Annotated in this window: 20 protein-coding genes; 10 read left to right on the forward strand and 10 right to left on the reverse strand. The window is 38.5% G+C overall.

The window, feature by feature from the left end:
- Positions 1-41 precede the first annotated feature (41 nt).
- The 5 genes from mtnW to MUG87_RS06865 all read left to right on the forward strand — a co-directional run bounded on the left by mtnW (position 42) and on the right by MUG87_RS06865 (position 3,470).
- A complete protein-coding gene (gene mtnW, locus MUG87_RS06845) occupies positions 42-1,283 on the forward strand; it encodes a 2,3-diketo-5-methylthiopentyl-1-phosphate enolase (RefSeq protein ID WP_247087552.1) in 1,242 nt (413 codons plus the stop codon).
- The gene (locus tag MUG87_RS06850; RefSeq protein ID WP_247086754.1) at positions 1,280-1,963 is read left to right on the forward strand and encodes a 2-hydroxy-3-keto-5-methylthiopentenyl-1-phosphate phosphatase; all 684 of its coding nucleotides are present in this window, start codon (positions 1,280-1,282) and stop codon (positions 1,961-1,963) included. The genes mtnW and MUG87_RS06850 overlap by 4 nt, the downstream gene beginning before the upstream one ends.
- A complete protein-coding gene (locus MUG87_RS06855; protein ID WP_247086756.1) occupies positions 1,935-2,564 on the forward strand; it encodes a methylthioribulose 1-phosphate dehydratase in 630 nt (209 codons plus the stop codon). Before MUG87_RS06850 ends, MUG87_RS06855 begins: the two co-directional genes overlap by 29 nt.
- The gene (locus tag MUG87_RS06860) at positions 2,542-3,057 is read left to right on the forward strand and encodes a 1,2-dihydroxy-3-keto-5-methylthiopentene dioxygenase (protein WP_247086758.1); all 516 of its coding nucleotides are present in this window, start codon (positions 2,542-2,544) and stop codon (positions 3,055-3,057) included. The genes MUG87_RS06855 and MUG87_RS06860 overlap by 23 nt, the downstream gene beginning before the upstream one ends.
- A gap of 149 nt (positions 3,058-3,206) precedes the next feature.
- Entirely contained in the window at positions 3,207-3,470 is a 264-nt protein-coding gene (locus MUG87_RS06865) for a hypothetical protein (protein WP_247086760.1), read from the forward strand.
- Between the two features lie 160 nt (positions 3,471-3,630).
- Here the strand turns inward: MUG87_RS06865 and MUG87_RS06870 are convergent, their stop codons facing one another.
- From MUG87_RS06870 to MUG87_RS06880, 3 genes are all read right to left on the reverse strand, one after another.
- Entirely contained in the window at positions 3,631-4,524 is an 894-nt protein-coding gene (locus MUG87_RS06870) for an NAD(P)-dependent oxidoreductase (RefSeq protein WP_281503696.1), read from the reverse strand.
- The gene (locus tag MUG87_RS06875; RefSeq protein ID WP_247086764.1) at positions 4,514-5,602 is read right to left on the reverse strand and encodes a serine hydrolase domain-containing protein; all 1,089 of its coding nucleotides are present in this window, start codon (positions 5,600-5,602) and stop codon (positions 4,514-4,516) included. The genes MUG87_RS06870 and MUG87_RS06875 overlap by 11 nt, the downstream gene beginning before the upstream one ends.
- A 91-nt stretch (positions 5,603-5,693) precedes the next feature.
- The gene (locus MUG87_RS06880; RefSeq protein WP_247086766.1) at positions 5,694-6,980 is read right to left on the reverse strand and encodes a sensor domain-containing diguanylate cyclase; all 1,287 of its coding nucleotides are present in this window, start codon (positions 6,978-6,980) and stop codon (positions 5,694-5,696) included.
- Positions 6,981-7,238: 258 nt separating this feature from the next.
- Between MUG87_RS06880 and MUG87_RS06885 the strand changes: the two genes are divergently transcribed.
- Positions 7,239-7,853 (forward strand): nitroreductase family protein, encoded by a 615-nt coding sequence (locus MUG87_RS06885; RefSeq protein ID WP_247086768.1) that lies wholly within the window; start codon positions 7,239-7,241, stop codon positions 7,851-7,853.
- Positions 7,854-7,939: 86 nt separating this feature from the next.
- On the opposite strand, the gene MUG87_RS06890 is transcribed toward MUG87_RS06885, so the two are convergent.
- On the reverse strand, positions 7,940-9,163 hold the full coding sequence (locus MUG87_RS06890; RefSeq protein WP_247086770.1) for a glutathionylspermidine synthase family protein: 1,224 nt from the start codon (positions 9,161-9,163) through the stop codon (positions 7,940-7,942).
- Entirely contained in the window at positions 9,160-9,465 is a 306-nt protein-coding gene (locus tag MUG87_RS06895; protein ID WP_247086772.1) for an aminotransferase yhxA, read from the reverse strand. Before MUG87_RS06895 ends, MUG87_RS06890 begins: the two co-directional genes overlap by 4 nt.
- Positions 9,466-9,543: 78 nt before the next feature.
- Between MUG87_RS06895 and MUG87_RS06900 the strand changes: the two genes are divergently transcribed.
- The 3 genes from MUG87_RS06900 (at position 9,544) to MUG87_RS06910 (ending at position 10,613) form a co-directional block, all read left to right on the forward strand.
- On the forward strand, positions 9,544-10,002 hold the full coding sequence (locus MUG87_RS06900) for an RNA helicase (RefSeq protein ID WP_247086773.1): 459 nt from the start codon (positions 9,544-9,546) through the stop codon (positions 10,000-10,002).
- Between the two features lie 60 nt (positions 10,003-10,062).
- Complete coding sequence (locus MUG87_RS06905) at positions 10,063-10,281, forward strand: hypothetical protein (RefSeq protein ID WP_247086774.1); 219 nt, start codon at positions 10,063-10,065, stop codon at positions 10,279-10,281.
- A 98-nt stretch (positions 10,282-10,379) separates the two neighbouring features.
- The gene (locus MUG87_RS06910) at positions 10,380-10,613 is read left to right on the forward strand and encodes a DUF3915 family protein (RefSeq protein ID WP_247086775.1); all 234 of its coding nucleotides are present in this window, start codon (positions 10,380-10,382) and stop codon (positions 10,611-10,613) included.
- A gap of 1 nt (position 10,614) precedes the next feature.
- Here MUG87_RS06910 and MUG87_RS06915 read toward each other — a convergent pair whose 3' ends face one another.
- From MUG87_RS06915 to MUG87_RS06935, 5 genes are all read right to left on the reverse strand, one after another.
- Positions 10,615-10,917, reverse strand: a complete 303-nt coding sequence (locus MUG87_RS06915) for an ArsR/SmtB family transcription factor (RefSeq protein WP_247086776.1) — start codon at positions 10,915-10,917, stop codon at positions 10,615-10,617.
- Between the two features lie 256 nt (positions 10,918-11,173).
- Entirely contained in the window at positions 11,174-12,883 is a 1,710-nt protein-coding gene (gene ptsP / locus MUG87_RS06920) for a phosphoenolpyruvate--protein phosphotransferase (RefSeq protein ID WP_247086777.1), read from the reverse strand.
- The gene (gene ptsH, locus MUG87_RS06925; RefSeq protein ID WP_124564835.1) at positions 12,883-13,146 is read right to left on the reverse strand and encodes a phosphocarrier protein HPr; all 264 of its coding nucleotides are present in this window, start codon (positions 13,144-13,146) and stop codon (positions 12,883-12,885) included. The genes ptsP and ptsH overlap by 1 nt, the downstream gene beginning before the upstream one ends.
- Before the next feature lie 121 nt (positions 13,147-13,267).
- Positions 13,268-15,319 (reverse strand): glucose-specific PTS transporter subunit IIBC, encoded by a 2,052-nt coding sequence (gene ptsG / locus MUG87_RS06930; protein WP_247086778.1) that lies wholly within the window; start codon positions 15,317-15,319, stop codon positions 13,268-13,270.
- 382 nt (positions 15,320-15,701) lie between these two features.
- Positions 15,702-16,559 carry a glucose PTS transporter transcription antiterminator GlcT gene (locus tag MUG87_RS06935; protein ID WP_247086779.1) on the reverse strand — a complete coding sequence of 286 codons (858 nt, stop codon included), beginning with the start codon at positions 16,557-16,559 and terminating at the stop codon, positions 15,702-15,704.
- 169 nt (positions 16,560-16,728) lie between these two features.
- Here MUG87_RS06935 and MUG87_RS06940 point away from each other — a divergent pair, with 169 nt between their 5' ends.
- Positions 16,729-17,544, forward strand: coding sequence for a Cof-type HAD-IIB family hydrolase (locus MUG87_RS06940; protein ID WP_247086780.1), 816 nt, complete (start codon positions 16,729-16,731; stop codon positions 17,542-17,544).
- Positions 17,545-17,634 lie beyond the last annotated feature (90 nt).

Genomic DNA, 17,634 nt, shown 5'->3' on the forward strand with positions numbered 1-17,634 from the left:
AACCTCTCCTTGTCGAGAGGTTTTTTTATTGAGGAGGAATCATAATGGGCGTAACTGCTACATACTTGATACATGACAAACAACATAATTTAATAAAAAAAGCGGAGGGAATCGCACTTGGTCTCACAGTAGGATCTTGGACCGATTTACCCTTATTAGAGCAGCAGCAATTAAAAAAATATAAAGGAACTATTATCAGTATCGAAGAATTAGAACCGAATGAACAAGCAGATGCTTATCTCGGTAAGCCGGCTACACGCGGACTAGTTAAAATTCATTATCCAAGCCTAAACTTTTCTCCTGACCTGCCAGCAATTTTAACAACAGTATTTGGAAAGCTTTCACTGGATGGTGAAATCAAACTTGTCGACTTAACATTTTCTGACGACATCTTAGCAGCTTTTCCCGGACCTAAGTTCGGAATAGAAGCCATTCGGGCTCTTGTGAATGTACACGATCGACCACTTCTTATGAGCATTTTTAAAGGCGTACTCGGACGCGACTTGTCATTTTTAAAAGAACAACTAACAGAGCAAGCCTTAGGAGGTGTCGATTTAGTCAAAGATGATGAAATCTTATTTGATAATCCCTTAACTCCTTTCACAAAACGCATTACAGCAGGCAAAGAAGTTTTACAAGAGATATATGAAACGCAAGGAACAAAGACGCTGTATGCTGTTAACTTATCAGGGCGCACATTCGATTTAAAAGAGAAAGCAAAGCGCGCGGTAGAAGCCGGTGCTGATGTACTGTTATTTAATGTCTTTGCTTACGGTCTTGACGTTTTGCAGTCACTGGCAGAAGACAAGGATATTACTATTCCAATTATGGCCCATCCTGCTGTTAGCGGTGCCCTAACCTCGTCGGAGTTTTATGGTATTTCAACACCGCTTTTACTTGGAAAACTGCTTCGCCTATGCGGTGCAGATTTCTCCTTGTTTCCGTCGCCATATGGCAGTGTCGCCCTAAATAGAAAAGACGCTCTGCAAATCGCCCAATTTCTGAAAGAACCTGCCACTTATAAACAAACATTCCCTGTGCCATCTGCAGGTATTCATCCGGGACTCGTTCCGCTTCTAATTAGTGATTTTGGCCTAGACTCCATTATCAACGCAGGCGGCGGGGTACATGGTCACCCAGACGGCGCAGCGGCGGGTGGGCGCTCCTTCCGAGCAGCAATCGATGCAACGCTTCAAGACATACCACTGAGTCAGTACAAAGATGATGCTCTGCAAAAAGCCTTGTATTTATGGGGAAACCCTTCCGAAGAGGTGAAAATATGACGATTCAAATCTTTTGCGACTTTGATGGAACAATTACTGAAACAGACAATATTGTCGCGATTATGAAGGAATTTGGGCCACCTCAAACAGAAGAGATCAAAAATAAAGTATTATCCCAAGATCTTTCTATCCGAGATGGTGTAAGTCAAATGTTTCAGCTTCTTTCAACAGAGTTAAAACATGATATTATTCATTTCTTGCAGCAAAAAGCGCGAATTAGAGCAGGCTTTACAGAGTTTATAGCTTTTACACAAAAGCATAACCTGGAGTTTTATGTTATTTCAGGAGGGATGGACTTTTTTGTACACCCACTATTGGAAACGTCAGTTTCACAGGAACAAATTTATTGTAACGCAACTGATTTCTCAGGCTCTCACATACGTATAGATTGGGTTCATGCTTGTGACAAAGCTTGCGAAAACGATTGCGGTCTTTGCAAGCCTTCTCTTCTTAGAAGACTTGGTAAAAAGAATGCACTTAAAATTGTCATCGGTGACTCCATTACAGATTTACAGGCCGCTAAACAGGCCGACCTCGTCTTCGCACGTGACTTTCTACTAACAAAATGTAATGAACTTGAGATACCTTGCATACCATTCGAAACATTTTACGATATTCAAGATTACTTGCTTCAGAGATTAGGGGTGCAACATGAAACAATATTGGAACGAGTTGAGTGAAATAAAAAAAGATTTAGCCGCTAAAGACTGGTTCCCCGCAACAAGCGGCAATATTTCTATAAAAGTAAGTGATGAGCCGCTTCAATTTCTCATTACAGCTAGTGGGAAAGATAAGACCAAAATAACTCCGGAAGATTTTCTTTTAGTAGATCAGACCGGTCGTGCGATAGAAGAGACCCATTTGCGTCCCTCAGCAGAAACGCTTTTACATGTTCATATCTATAATCAAACTAAAGCTGGCTGTGTCCTACATGTTCATACGATAGAAAACAATGTTATCTCTTCTCTATACGAGCATGAAGTAACAATTGGCAATCAAGAGATTATTAAAGCACTTGATATATGGGAAGAAGGAGCAAAAATTACAATTCCTATTATTGAAAACTATGCTGACATTCCTCTTCTTGGTGAAACTTTTCTTCCTCATATCACAGGAGATACAGGTGCTGTGCTCATTCGAAACCATGGCATTACAGTATGGGGGAAAAATGGTTTTGATGCCAAGAGACGTTTAGAAGCATACGAATTTTTATTTCGTTTTCACTTAAAATTATGTTCATTACAAGGAGGAGCTTATCATGGCACAAATTCGCATTCATGAAATAAATACACGTATCGAAACAGATGCTGAGGTTGTTTCATTCTTGAAATCACAAGGCGTTATCTATGAAAAATGGGATATCGACAAATTGCCAACACATTTGCAAGAAAACTTTGCTTTGACAGATGAGAACAAACAAGAAATTTTGGATACTTTTGCTACTGAAATTGCCGATATATCTGCTCGACGCGGCTATCAAGCAAGCGATGTAATTTCCTTATCACAGAGCACACCAAACTTAGAGCAGCTTTTACAAAACTTCCAACGTGAACATCACCATACAGATGATGAAGTTCGCTTCATCGTTAGCGGACACGGCATCTTCGTCATCCAAGGTACAGACGGCCGATTCTTTGATGTAGAACTACAACCAGGAGACTTAATTTCTGTGCCTGAAAATGTTCGTCACTACTTTACATTAATGGAAGATCGTCAAGTTGTTGCGGTACGGATTTTCGTTACGACCGAAGGCTGGGTTCCCATTTATGCATAAAAGCTTGCGCATCTAGCGCAGGTTTTTTTATGCATATCACCTCCTCTCATCCACTACTTTTGTCTATTTTGTGAACGTTTTGTGTAAATTTTTTGAACTTCACGACTATACTAGATATAAGAGCTGTTATTTAAAGAGGAGGATTTAAGATGAGTATGATTATATCCCTCATAATTGGTATGATATGCGGTATATTCCCAGCTATTTTCGGATTACTTCGTGAGCAATTGGAAATTGGCATATATGGTTTCGTTTCCTGTATTGTAAGCGCTCTTCTGTTCGGTATATATATATCCATCCCCATTTCTTTTTTGTTTTTGTTGTATCTCGTTAAGAGAACCACAGCTACCAACAAACGTATCATCGGAGAATTGGTTTCTCTTCCAGTTCAACCTGAATCCGAACGCTCATAAGATAAAAATTACGGTGAAGTTTAGTGAGATCTTAGGAGACAATTTGCATCTGTAATGCAATACTTCTAACAAAATCAATATAAAAAGAAACGGGCTTTGACCCGTTTCTTTTTACTTATGTTCGTCTAAAACACTAAACAATTCTTGGAAATATAATGCGTTATCTCTGTATATACGTTGTATAAAGCGCTTGCGTACCATCATTTTCTTTTCCATGAGCAGCTAATTCCTCATACATTGCTTTTGCCATCGCTAAACCCGGTAAGGATAAATTCATACGCTCTGCTTCTTCTAATGCAATCTTCATATCTTTAATAAAGTGCTTAATATAAAAGCCTGGCGCAAAATCTCCTTTCATCATACGCGGTGCGAGGTTGCTTAATGACCAACTTCCTGCAGCTCCTGTAGAAATACTTTTTAGCACCTGTTCAGGGGACAAACCTGCTTGCTTTGCATATGCAATCGCCTCGCATACACCAATCATATTAGAAGCAATGGCAATTTGATTACACATTTTTGTATGCTGCCCACTTCCCGCTTCACCTTGTAACACAATGTTTGTTCCTAACAGCTGTAGTAACGGTAACACCCTCTCAAATACCTCAGCATCTCCTCCCACCATAATGGCGAGCTTCGCCTCTCTTGCACCAATATCGCCCCCAGAAACAGGTGCATCCAACATATGTATGCCCTTTTCTTTCGCTTGCTTATACAAGTTTTCAGCTAGAGTTGGAGTAGATGTTGTAAAGTCAATACAAATACTGCCCCGTTGAGCATATGCCAATATTCCATTGTTCCCTGTATATAATTGTTCGACATCATGAGGATAACCAACCATTGTCATGATAACATTTGCTTGTTCTGCCAATTCTTGTGGAGTATTAGCCCAAACGGCACCTTTCTCCACCAATACACTTGTCTTTTCTTTCGTGCGATTATGCACTATTACGTTATATCCTCCGCGCAACAGATGTTGAACCATGCTAGCTCCCATTACACCTGTTCCAATAAAACCAATTGTACTCATTTTTGCAACTTCCTTTCTAGTTTTTATGAGATACCATATCTCGAAACTGTTCGTTGAACGGGTCTCCGATACTGCTCTGCACATTGGAAAATAAAATAACGTAACTGTTCTTTTGTGTACTAATATTATTAAATGTTGTCCAACCAGATATTACACCATGATTATGGTAAAATGCAGGAGAAATATGAAAACCAAATCCATATTGTTTATAAGCCGATGGAGTAAACATAAGCTGCACACTCTCCGGCTTTAGAAGTACTCCCTTTATAATTCCTTCATCTAACTTTTTCATATCTTGTACTGTTGTGTACATATCTCCACATCCGAATAACCAATCCATGGACGAAATGGGGGCAGGTACAATACCGTTGTCAGTTTTTCTATATCCCTTTGAAATGTTCACATCATCCTTCCATGTTCCAAAGCCAGAACTCGTCATTTCTACAGGGGTAAAAATATACTTTGCTGCATATTCAGGAAATGCCATGCCTGTGATGCTTTCTATTATATGTGTTAAAACCATATAATTACGATCCGAATAAGTCCACCCCGTGCCTGCTGCAAAATTCAGCGGTTGTTTTCCAATCCATTCAGCAACTTTCTGGTGTTCTCGTACTTTAACACCGGCGTGCGTCTTACCTACTCCCATCTCAGGTATACCTGATGTGTGCGTTAACAGCTGGTATAAAGTAATATTTTTTTCTACTGGGAATATCGGTATATACGTGTGAACATTTTCATTGAGATTTACTTTTCCCTGTTCATAAAGCTGCAGTATCGCTATAGCTACAGTTGTTTTTGTAATAGATCCTATTTGATACTTTGTCTGAACAGTATTCGGTACTTTCTTCTCAAAATCTGCAAATCCGTAAGCTTTCTCTAGTACTGTAATACCATCCTTTATTACTAAGACCGTTCCATTAAAGTTGGCTTGTTGTAAATATGTATCAAGTTTATTGGTTAAATCATCTACACTGGCTGCCTGTGTAATAGGAATGAGAGACGATTGCCTCTTCTCTTGCTCATTACTGTCCAGCTTTATTCCAAAGCAACCAGCCATGGCAAATAATATAGCAGCCATCCCAATTTTTATTTTTTTATTCATTTTGAACCCCCTAGTTGGCTTGACCCAACACAGTTCCCCTTTTCTATTATCCAAATAAACAAAAAAAAACGCAACATAAGTTGCGAAATATTTAATCTCTTCTGTTTTTATATAAAGACACCTGATTCTTCCCTTTATGTTTCGCTTCCTGCAAAGCTGCTTTTGCACGCCCCATTAATATTTCTCGCGATATTCCATTTTTATACATTGCAACACCAAAACTCGCCGTTAAACGAGATATACCTGTAAACTTTTTCGTCTCAATAAAAAAACGTAACTGTTCTGCTCTTTGAAAAGCTTCACGTTCTGTCGTTGCAGGAAAAAGTAAAGCAAACGTATCTTCTTCTAGTCTTGCAAAGATATCTTTTGAATGTAACTGTGCAGTAATAAGTTCACCCAATTGTGCGAGGACAAGATCTCCACTGTCTTTACCATACTTATCATTGATATCTTTTAATCCATCTAAGTCGAACAATACAAGCGAAAAAGCAGTACCGTTTAAAAAGCCTTTTTCCCATTCTTCCGCAAACAAAACCTGAAATTTATAAGCGTTACAAGCTGTAGTCAGTACATCCATCGTTACCATTTTCTCTGCTTCAATCCCTTGTTTTTCAATAACAGTGATATCGTTAAAAATAAGAATGAAACGCGTACCATCCTCTGGTAAACCAGAAGCACGAAGCAGAAAAATATACTCTGTTCCCGAGGCACTTTTCATTTTTACTTTTCTGGGTTCTTCTAGACAATCTTCTATCCAATCCCATTTACTAACAGGACAATAGTACCCTCTTTCGTCTAAAAAATGATCCGCAACAACCTCATTGCTGTCTCGAAAGTCACTAATGTTGTCATAACCAAAAAATTGTAGAAAATTTTGGTTACAGTCAATTAGCTCATCATCTTCTACAAAAAGTAACATATCTTGTTGAAATTCTAGTAAGGCACGTACGATGTCTTTTTGTGCCTCCAATTCTCTTTGTAGTGTTAGCTCATACAAGTTTTTTTGGATTGCGGCTAATAATTTTTCAGGTGTAACAGGCGGCATAATAAAATGGCGAATACCACTGTCAAACAAAGAAAATGAAGCTGCTGTACGCTCTCGCAAAATAGTAATAACCTTCGAGGGATTACTTATTTTCTCGATAAATGCGTGTACTTGGTCATTTGAAACATCCAAAATAATAAGGTCCGGCTGTACTGCTTCATATAACATTTGACCATCATATATATTATCAACAATGAATAAACAATTTGGTTGCAAATTCTTTGTCAACAGTGAAGCTTCTGTGTCCTGCCCAACAAATAAAACATTTGCTTTAAGATCGTGTAGTAGATTTTGAAAAATTGTATTGTTTAATAAAAAATGTAGAATTTTCATTTCGCGTCTGTCCCTCACTTTACGCGTTCGGAACTTCCTATTGTTTTACCTATGTATTGTATGAGCCTTTATACAGATAAGTTTGTGCAAATACCCCTTATTTTGTAAAAAGGGCTCACATCTCCTACTCTCCTGATATTTCGGACATACTAACTAGCAAGAGCAAAAAGCTTGACACCCTACAGAATAATGTTGTATCTTATAATCCTTACTTACTAAATGTAAGTATTGGTAATAGAAGTTTACGGAGGCCAAAAAATGACAACAAAAGATTTTTTTACTGTAATGAATGAGCGCACATCAACCCGCGCGTACAATCCTGAAAAAGCAATTTCAAAAGAAGAACTAAGCGAATTACTGCTTGCTGCAGGCAAAGCTCCATCCGCATGGAATTTGCAACATTGGAGATTTCTTGTATTTCAAGGCAAAGACATTCAAGAGAAATTGTATCCAATTGCATACAATCAACAACAAATCCGTGATGCAGCTGCTGTTATAGCAGTTTTAGGGGACCTAGAGGCTGAACAAAACGTAGATGAAGTATTTGGACCATTAGTCGTACAAGGATTTATGACGGCGGAAGCAAAAGATAAGTTAGCAGCTAACGTGGCGGGCGCTTATAGCAATTCTCAATACGCTCGTGAAGCTGCTGTTTGTAATGCTTCTCTAGCTGCTATGCAATTTATGCTAGCTGCCAAAGCAAAAGGTTGGGACACTTGTCCAATTGGCGGTTATAATGCAGCCCAATTTATTGAAACATTCCAAGTGCCTTCTCGCTATGTACCTGTGATGCTTATTACAATTGGTGAAGCAAGTGTACCAGGTCATCCATCTTCGCGTATGAAGCTCGACCAAATTGCAGAATGGATGTAAGAAAAACAAAATTAGATGCTTAGCTTCATAGAACTAGGATTCTGGAGGCGCAAGAATGATAAAAAAACGTGCGAAATCGCACGTTTTTATTTTGGAATGCCAATTGGAAGATAGTAAGATAAATTATTTGTAATCTTTCCTCCAACGCGGCATCCAATTGCACTTGGTGCCCCTTGCAGCAAAAAGCTTCCAAACATTTTGTGTAGCTGTCTTCTTTCTCCGTTTACATCTACCTCTACTTTAGGTAATTCTATATACTGTTGATATATGAAACCATAGTCTGCGTAAGATTGCTGTGCGTCAGCCAGCTCTATTTTTCCCTTTTTGTTATATATTTCAACTGTATCACCTTCCCGACCAAACGTCGGCTTTTTAACATAAGGCATCCCCTTCTCTAAGAAGAAGTCTGCTTCTAGATAGGTAGGTAGCATATATTCAGCAATCCACCTGTGCTCTTCCTCAGTAAAGAATGGATGTCTTTCCTCGTATAGCCCCCAGATTACAGCTTGCACAGCTTTATTTTGCAATAAAAAAGCTGATGGAGGATTAATCAGCTGCAATTTTTCAGCTAATACCAATTGTAAAAGCATATGTCCAATTGGATTTCCTTCTGTATCTCGATCTAACAAAAGACTTTCTATCGGAAAGGTTTGTCTGTATAAAATGTCAATTTTTCTCCCCGACTCATCAAACAAACCTTCTCCCTCAATAATTTGCAACTCCTCTAGCGGCACAAAAGAAGATTTTCCTTGATATAATTTTTGCAAATATAAAGCCGTAAATCTATCTTCAACATTTTCTTGATGTGCTGTAAATACTACGTAGGGATCTGCGGTTCCTGCAGTTTGTATGCAGGTCGTAATCGCCGTATGTACCGCTTCTTTTAAACGAGCTTCTTCCCCATGGTTCACATCTTCATAATTAAAATACTTGCATACAAGTCTGTTAACATGAAATAATTCCTTAATGAAGGTGGGCGTGTCTGCATTTAACTCCATTACCTTATATGTTCCCTCATGCTCTACGAAATCAATACGTGCGATAACAGATTCAGGTAGGGAAACTGCCATTTTAATAAAAGCTAATGCTTCCTTTGGATATGACATAGTAATAAGTGTGGCATCATCTAAATTACGCAGTATGGTTGCTGTTTTAAAAAAGAGTTTTCCCACTCGCCAAGATGCCTCTGCAATCTTTTGCTTCTCTTTATCACTCATTAATAACACATCGAATAAGGCATATGCCTCTCCATATAAATCTGGCCAAAATTCATCTATTCGTTTATAAAACTCTATTCGCTTCGTTTTCATGAACCACTCACCTTGGATGCACTTCCAAATCCTTTTTTAAAGGTATCACTTTGCACATATTTTTTGTAATTAGCATCCTTTCTTAGGTCTGAACGAGTTGCATAACGATTGCCACTATAATAGTAATGTCTATAATAAACCGAACTACTATCATCACACTCCCATACTCCCTCATCATAATCAAATTCATAGTCACGGCATTGCGAGTCATTGGGCTTGGGAGGAAGTGTTGTATTATTACTACACCCCGTTACTCCAGCAATGGTCATTACACTAAGTAATACCTTGTTTGTTTTTTGCATTAAAACACCTCTTTTTTACATCTCTTCTATTCTCTATGATATGATGAAAGAAAAAAAGAAGAAAGGAGAATTTTAAAAATGGAGCTTACTTACTATATTTTTGAAAAGGAAACATATCAAGCTTTCTATACGTATAAAGAGGGAAATATTGATCCAAATGAAATATATGCAAGACAATTATGTGATTACTTAGTACTAAATGGCGAACAATATCGCCTTCTCTCAAACGAGATGGAACCAGGTAAGGATATGCTTATTCTTGAAAAGCTCGGACCGGTCGTACCCCTTCCTGATGAACACTCCTATACTAACAAAGGTGTCCACATTGAATTTCGTGAGTATATCACCGAAGGTAATATGCCTCTATTGTATACATTGGAATTGAATCCTTACGGGCGTACGCATTGGGAAGCTTTGCGCTATCTACTAAAAGACTATGTATTTATTCCAACCATTGGGCTCCGAAAGCGGGATAGTGCAGAGATTGACGAAGACCGAAGTTGTTATGTAATCTATGTTACTACTGATACATATTGATGTATTTTTCATTACAAATGTGCTACAATGATAACAAACATCATTTGTGGGGGAATTACTTTGAAGATTCACGGAAGCTTCATGGCGGTCCTTAGTTATCTTGTAACCGTTTTGTTGTTCTTTCTTTTCGGCGATGCCTTCAACATTACCGTTCTACAATTTGCCAAAGAGTCCAATCCGCAAAAAGGATGGCTTGAATATATCTCTCAATCTTCGTTTCCCTTTCTGTTAGCACTTCCAGTATATATACTCGTTCGTCATAAAACAAAACAAGTATAAAAAATAACGAGGTTTGTATAAACCTCGTTATTTTTTATACTTAAAATCTTCAACTAAAAACCATTCCTCCATATGCTATTGCAAAGGAGGGAATTCCAGTGTTTTGGTCATATCGAGAAGAAATGAGAAATAACACGGAAAGTGCACTACTACAAAATGTAGCATCAGGAACATATATTGCACAATTACTAATCCGAAATACACATGCTGTTTACAAAAATATTGTATTTGAAGGATACGCAAATCACATTGCTTTGTTCTCCGGGGGCAATATCCCGGCATCCGGTATATTGCGTGTCCATCCAGACGATATTATTGCCATCGTCATATAAACTACATGCAAGTTTCTTCCACCGTTTGAATCAGTTCTTTTAGCATGGCAACAGACGTTTCAATTGAAAGTGAATAGTATCGTTGTGTTCCTTTTTGCTGAATTGTTACCAACTCATTTGTCCGTAATATCTTTAAATGATGTGAAATTGCAGGTCTTGATAAAGAAGAGAACTCTGTAATCTCATTAACTGTGAGTGCCTCATTTTCAGCCAACAACAAAATAATATCTTGCCTTGCTGGGTCACTCAATGCTTGGAACAATGGTATACAGGCTCGAAATGTATCAATAGCTTTTTGTCCCATAGCAACCATCCTTTCATTCGCTTAAACCTATGAACGAATCATATAAAAATTTATAAGCTATGTCAACTGTCGCAACTGAAAAATTGCTTTTCTGATGAAAAGGCTCTGTTAAAGTTTGTTGTTGATCTCCGTTACGGGGATTCGCTTTCCGCGGGCAGTCAAGGAGTCTCACTCCAATCAACAAGTGTCAATTAACAGTATTAGGCTTTAGCACAGACAATAAAAAAAGAGCCAGCATAGCGGCTCTTTTTTTATATTAGATGGATTTAACCAGTTCTACCACTTCTTCTGCAGTAGACATATTTAAAGCTTTGTTCGCAAGCTCTTGCATTTCTGCTTTAGACAACTTACGAATTTGTGTTCTTGCAGGCAAAATAGACGTTGCGCTCATGCTGAATTCATCTAATCCCAATCCGATTAGAAGCGGAATAGCTAATGCATCTCCTGCCATTTCCCCGCACATTCCAGCCCATTTTCCTTCTTTATGTGCTGCATCAATTACCATTTTAACAAGGCGTAGAATTGCCGGATTATATGGTTGATACAGATAAGACACGCGCTCGTTCATACGATCTGCTGCCATTGTGTACTGGATTAAGTCATTTGTTCCAATAGAGAAGAAATCAACTTCCTTCGCAAATTGATCTGCAAGCACTGCAGAAGATGGAATTTCTACCATCATACCTACCTCAATGCTATCAGATACACTTGTACCACCTGCAACAAGCTTGTCTTTCTCCTCAACTAGGATAGCCTTTGCTTGACGAAATTCATCAAGTGTTGCAATCATTGGAAACATAATCTTTAAATTTCCATATACACTTGCACGAAGCAATGCACGAAGCTGTGTGCGGAAAATTTCTTGTTCCTCAAGGCATAAACGAATTGCTCGATAACCAAGGAATGGGTTCATTTCCTTTGGTAAATGTAAGTATGGCAACTCTTTATCTCCGCCAATATCAAGCGTACGTACAACGACCGGCTTACCATTCATGCTTTCAAGCACAGTTTTATAAGCATCAAATTGTTCTTCTTCTGTTGGCAGGTTGTCTCTTCCCATATACAAGAACTCTGTACGGTACAAGCCAACACCTTCTCCGCCGTTATCGATAACACCTTTTACATCTTTAGGTGTACCAATATTGGCTACAAGCTCAACATGCGTACCATCACTTGTTACTGTTGGTTCATTTTTCAATTTCGCCCATTCCGCTTTTTGTTCTTCAAATTTTGCTTTCTTTTCTTCGTAAGCTCGAAGAACATCAGCAGAAGGATTCACAATAACATCGCCGTCTAAGCCATCGACAATGACAATATCACCGTTTTGAATTTGTTCCATAACAACCTTTGTACCCACAACTGCTGGAATCTCCATAGAACGCGCCATAATTGCGGAGTGAGACGTACGACCACCAATATCCGTTGTAAATCCTTTTGCGTATTTACGATTTAACTGTGCAGTATCCGACGGCGTTAAATCTTCAGCAATGATAACAACTTCTTCAGTAATTGTGCTTGGATTAGAGAAATTTACTCCCAACAAATGTGCAAGAACACGTTTCGTTACGTCACGAATATCAGCTGCACGCTCTTTCATATATTCACTGTCCATGTTTTCAAACAAGTTCACAAACATGGTAGCAACTTCATTCATAGCATATTCAGCGTTTACTTTCTCACCCGTAATTTTATCTTTTACAGGGTTTACAAGCTCTGGATCGTTTAATACCAGCAGATGCGCTTCAAAAATAGCTGCTTTGTCTGCTCCTAGTTCAGCAAAAGCAAGATCTTTAATCGCAGCCAACTCGTTTTTAGATACAGCAAGTGCCTCGTCTAAGCGGCCCGTTTCTGCAGCTGTATCCTCAACAATTTTCTTTTCAATAATTAATTCAGGATTTTCGAGGCGGAATGCTTTCGCAATTGCAATCCCACTTGACGCGGCAATTCCCTTGATATTACGAGACATTACGCTCCCAAACCTTCATTCTTCATTGTTTCTTCAATCGCTGCTAGTGCTTGAGCCGCATCGTCACCATTTGCAGTAATTTTAATTTCAGCGCCTTGTTGAATACCAAGAGACATTACACCCATGATAGACTTTAGGTTTACTGTTTTTCCAACATACTCCAAGTTGATATCTGAGTTGAATTTGCTTGCAGTATTAACAAGAAGTGTCGCAGGACGCGCGTGAATACCGGATTCGCTAGTTACTTTAAAGATTTTTTCCATGATTAATAATCTCCTTTGTGTTTCGGTTGTATAGACAATATGTCTTATTTACATTTTATATAATAGGTGATACAGGGTCAACCATATCACCTATTATAAAGTATGAACTTTTTTCGTCAAATTACTTAATCGTAATAACGCCTTTTTGACCTTTTGTTGCAGTACCTTCTGTAACCACAACTTCTTGCCCATCTTTTAAATTTGTAAAGACAATTGGTGTAATAATAGATGGCGCGTTATTTTTTACAAAGTCTAAATCTACCTTCAGAAGAGGTTGACCTTGGGTTACTTTATCGCCTTGTGCAACCAAGCTTTCAAAACCTTCTCCCCCAAGTTTTACAGTATCAATACCAAAATGAATTAGAATTTCTTTTCCACCTTCAGATTGAATACCGATAGCATGTTTTGTTGGGAAGATATTTACAATCTCACCGTTTACAGGTGATACAACAGTACCCTCGCTTGGTTCAATGGCAAATCCATCGCCCATCATTTTTCCTGAGAATACTTGGTCAGGAACTGCTGTAATCGGTAAGATTTTACCATCGATCGGAATTGCAATTTCTTCAGCTGCTGCTGTTACAACAGGAGTCGTCTTTACTTCAGGCGCTGCTGTAACTTGCGGCGTGCGACCTTTCATAATATCATGAATTTGAGATTTTAGCGTATCCGATTTAGGACCGAAAATTGCTTGAATGTTATTACCAACCTCTAGTACACCCGCTGCCCCTAACTCTTTTAGACGATTTTTATTCACTTCTTTTTGGTCTTTTACTTGTACACGTAGACGTGTAATACAAGCATCTAATGAAGCAATGTTTTCTTTACCACCAAGTGCTACAAGAACTTCACGAGGAAGCTCTCCTGCTTCAACAGCCACTTCATCGTCATTATCAGCAACGATTTCACGACCAGGTGTTTTTAAGTTCCATTTGCGGATGACAAAACGGAATCCGAAGTAATAAATTACAGCAAATACGAGACCAACTACCGGTACCCACCACCAAGCTGTACGGTTTTGAAGTACACCGAACAGTAAGAAGTCGATTAGACCACCAGAGAACGTCATACCAATTTTAACACCTAAAATGTGCATTACCATAAATGAAAGACCTGCGAACACTGCGTGAATCGCAAACAATACAGGAGCAACAAACAAGAATGAAAACTCGATTGGCTCTGTGATACCTGTTAAGAAAGAAGTCAATGCTGCAGAACCTAAAATACCAGCAGCTAATTTTTTATTTTCAGGACGTGCTTCATGATACATTGCTAAAGCTGCTGCTGGTAAACCGAACATCATGAACGGGAATTTACCAGTCATAAATGTACCGGCAGTCAAATCAACACCATCTTTAAGCTGTGCAAAGAAGATTTTTTGGTCACCACGAATAATTTCGCCTGCAGAGTCTGTGTAAGAACCAAATTCAAACCAAAACGGTGCGTAGAAAATGTGATGTAGACCAAATGGAATAAGGGAACGTTCGATTAGACCAAACACAAACGCCGCTAATGTTTTATTTGTATCAATCATGCTGTGAGAAAATGCGTTTAAACCGCTTTGAATTGGCGGCCAAACCACAATCATGATTAAACCTAGAATTAAAGCAAATGTTGCTGTTGCAATTGGAACGAAACGTTTGCCAGCAAAGAAGCCTAGGTATGATGGCAACTCAATATTAAAGTATTTGTTATAGCAATAAGCAGCAAGAATACCGACAATAATACCGCCGAATACACCGGTTTGCAGTGTAGGGATACCTAGAACATAACCATAAGCAGGATCCGTAAACCCAACTTTAACTGGCGTATCTGCATTAATTACTGATACCTTACTTGCAACGTCCAGCGCCACGCTCATTGTTTTGTTCATGATTAGGAAGCCGACAATAGCAGCCAAACCTGCTACACCTTCTCCACCCGCTAGACCTACCGCAACACCAACTGCAAATAACAATGCAAGGTTTGCGAAAATAATGTCACCGGATTGCTCCATAACTTTTGCGACCATTACAAACCAATCTGCTTTTAGTGCAGGAATACGGCTTGTTAAAGTCTCGTTTTGGAATGCATTACCAAAACCAAGTAAAATACCCGCTGCCGGTAGAATTGCAACCGGTAGCATAAGGGCTTTACCGACTTTTTGAAGAACACCAAACAGTTTTTTAAACATTTGGACTCTTCCTCCCTTTTCTTAATTAATATTTTTTCCGACAAACATAAAAAGGCATGAGGAAAAAAGGTAGGATATAGCTTTCAACGGTATTATGCCCCTTTGATGAGCTAACATTCCTTCCCTTCTTCACTCATGCCTGATCGAATCAGTAACACGTGTCGAACGAGTATAAAAATAAATGCAGTATTCAACTACCATGACTAACTCGCAACTGTTTTTATAACAGTTGCAATATTTGTCGAAAAATGGACTTTTTGTCGTAATGCTATTATACATAACTCATGTAAGCGATTCAACACTTTTTTTGACAGTATTATACTTACAAAATCATACATTTGATTTATTTACACTGCTACACTTTGTCTTATCTTATCCTCTACTACCTCACTACATCTACTTTGCTTTGCACCAATCGTTGTAAGTGCATTGTGAGGTAAACAATTTCCGCTTCATACACAGGTTGTTGCAGTTGGTTTTGCATTACTTTTACAAGCTTCCACGCCAAATTATAACAAACCGGGTACTCATCCTTTAAAATTTCGGCAAATCGCTTAGGCTCTTCTACTTTCTCTCCTTTTTTTACACGCTCAATCGCATAATGAAGATGTCTTACTAGACGGAGATAATGGATGCTTTCTCTGTCTATTAACAAATCTAATTGCTCCTCGATCAAGGTGACAAGATGAGCAATGAGACGCGAGTTTTGATTTACAGATGATACTTCTGAATTTGTTATAGCACTATAAATGTGCAGCGCCACAAAACCAATTTCACCTTCTGGTAGCTCTATCTGTAATCGTTCATTAATAAGAGCAACCACATCTGTTGCTATCTTGTACTCTTGTGGATATAATGCCTTTGTTTCCATTAAAAAGGGATTGTCCATTGCAAATCCTTGTTTTAAGCGGCGAATCGCAAACGCAATATGATCGGTAAGCGCTACGTGAATGTGCTCATTTAAAGGTGTCTCTACTCGTTGCTGAATATAAAGCAATACATCGTTCATAATTTCAATTAATCGTTCGCTTACATGAGGTACAAGCATTTTGTATTGCTCTCGTTCTCGTTCATTTTTTAATACAAATATTTTTTCAGCACGCTCTCCATCGAGTATATCATCTGTTTTTCTGCCAAATCCAATCCCCTTACCGATTACCACTACCTCATTGTGCTGATTATGGGAAGCAATAATAACATTATTGTTTAAAACTTTCTTGATTTTGAGACATTCCTTCATAAAATCCACCCCCCTTACGTAAAAACACAGTTTATTTTCATGTTACAAAATATGCTTGTTTTTCGTCAATGCAAAAACATTGCCACTTTTATAAAGTAGGTTTCTTAGACAAAGTCTTGTCACCACTCTATAATAGTACAACGTATACTGTATGAAAGAGGTGCTTCATGTGATTAAAATGTTTGTAAGTGATATTGATGGTACAATGATGGGTCACGGAGGAGTCATTGACGAGCAAGATGTATTGGCATTAAAGCAATTGGCATCAGAAGGTGTTGTGCTGTGTTTTGCTTCTGGTCGACTCGACAATGAGATTGCTTCCTTAATGAAAGATGTTGCGACAGACTTTCATCGGATTAGCGTCAACGGTGTATTTGTCTATACACCAACCAATGAACTTTTGTTTTCAGCGGCTTTTGAGCCGTCCATTCTAAAAGATTTGGTACAAATCACACAAGGAAGTAAGTTTATACGGTATGTAAGTGATGAACATAATTACTATATAGAAGAGAAAACCCCATTTGTGCTGGAATTAGAAGAAAAAGCAACAATGACATCCATTGAAATGCCTAATCTCATAGATGAAATTGGTGTGTCATTGCATCCTAATAAAATTTCAGTAGGCGGCGAAGAAGAAGATTTAATTGATTTACAAAAACAAATAGAGCAGCACTTTTCAACATATGTTAACACTTTTATTTCGGCCAAAAATTGTTTAGATATCGTTCCAGTCAATGTTGATAAGGGGTCCTCTATCTCGTTGTTACTGGCTCAACATGGCCTTACTCCCCATGAAATGGCTTGTGTTGGGGATTCTTATAATGACATTTCCATGTTTAAACTTACACCACACAGCTTTGCCATGCAGATTGCAGATGCTGAGGTTAAACAACATGCGCAGCATATTGTAACGTCTGTTAAAGAAGCTGTTTGCTACGTTCGTAAATATAACAAGGCTGTGTTAAATTCAGATGTGGCTAATTGACACTTGATAATTGGAGTGAAGGGAGTGAGAAAGCGAGTCAAAGGGAGACCACGTAGGGGCATAGCGCTGAGGAGGCTCCCTGACTGCCCT

The organism is Ectobacillus sp. JY-23 (genome assembly GCF_023022965.1).
Classification (GTDB): domain Bacteria; phylum Bacillota; class Bacilli; order Bacillales; family Bacillaceae_G; genus Ectobacillus.

What these genes read in the sequence shown, in the direction of transcription:
- MUG87_RS06850 (WP_247086754.1), top strand. Translation starts at nt 1,280, where the DNA reads ATGACGATTCAAATCTTTTGCGACTTTGATGGAACAATTACTGAAACA.
- MUG87_RS06855 (WP_247086756.1), top strand. Translation starts at nt 1,935, where the DNA reads ATGAAACAATATTGGAACGAGTTGAGTGAAATAAAAAAAGATTTAGCC.
- MUG87_RS06860 (WP_247086758.1), top strand. Translation starts at nt 2,542, where the DNA reads ATGGCACAAATTCGCATTCATGAAATAAATACACGTATCGAAACAGAT.
- MUG87_RS06865 (WP_247086760.1), top strand. Translation starts at nt 3,207, where the DNA reads ATGAGTATGATTATATCCCTCATAATTGGTATGATATGCGGTATATTC.
- MUG87_RS06875 (WP_247086764.1), bottom strand. Translation starts at nt 5,602, where the DNA reads ATGAATAAAAAAATAAAAATTGGGATGGCTGCTATATTATTTGCCATG.
- MUG87_RS06880 (WP_247086766.1), bottom strand. Translation starts at nt 6,980, where the DNA reads ATGAAAATTCTACATTTTTTATTAAACAATACAATTTTTCAAAATCTA.
- MUG87_RS06885 (WP_247086768.1), top strand. Translation starts at nt 7,239, where the DNA reads ATGACAACAAAAGATTTTTTTACTGTAATGAATGAGCGCACATCAACC.
- MUG87_RS06890 (WP_247086770.1), bottom strand. Translation starts at nt 9,163, where the DNA reads ATGAAAACGAAGCGAATAGAGTTTTATAAACGAATAGATGAATTTTGG.
- MUG87_RS06895 (WP_247086772.1), bottom strand. Translation starts at nt 9,465, where the DNA reads ATGCAAAAAACAAACAAGGTATTACTTAGTGTAATGACCATTGCTGGA.
- MUG87_RS06900 (WP_247086773.1), top strand. Translation starts at nt 9,544, where the DNA reads ATGGAGCTTACTTACTATATTTTTGAAAAGGAAACATATCAAGCTTTC.
- MUG87_RS06915 (WP_247086776.1), bottom strand. Translation starts at nt 10,917, where the DNA reads ATGGGACAAAAAGCTATTGATACATTTCGAGCCTGTATACCATTGTTC.
- ptsP (WP_247086777.1), bottom strand. Translation starts at nt 12,883, where the DNA reads ATGTCTCGTAATATCAAGGGAATTGCCGCGTCAAGTGGGATTGCAATT.
- ptsH (WP_124564835.1), bottom strand. Translation starts at nt 13,146, where the DNA reads ATGGAAAAAATCTTTAAAGTAACTAGCGAATCCGGTATTCACGCGCGT.
- ptsG (WP_247086778.1), bottom strand. Translation starts at nt 15,319, where the DNA reads ATGTTTAAAAAACTGTTTGGTGTTCTTCAAAAAGTCGGTAAAGCCCTT.
- MUG87_RS06935 (WP_247086779.1), bottom strand. Translation starts at nt 16,559, where the DNA reads ATGAAGGAATGTCTCAAAATCAAGAAAGTTTTAAACAATAATGTTATT.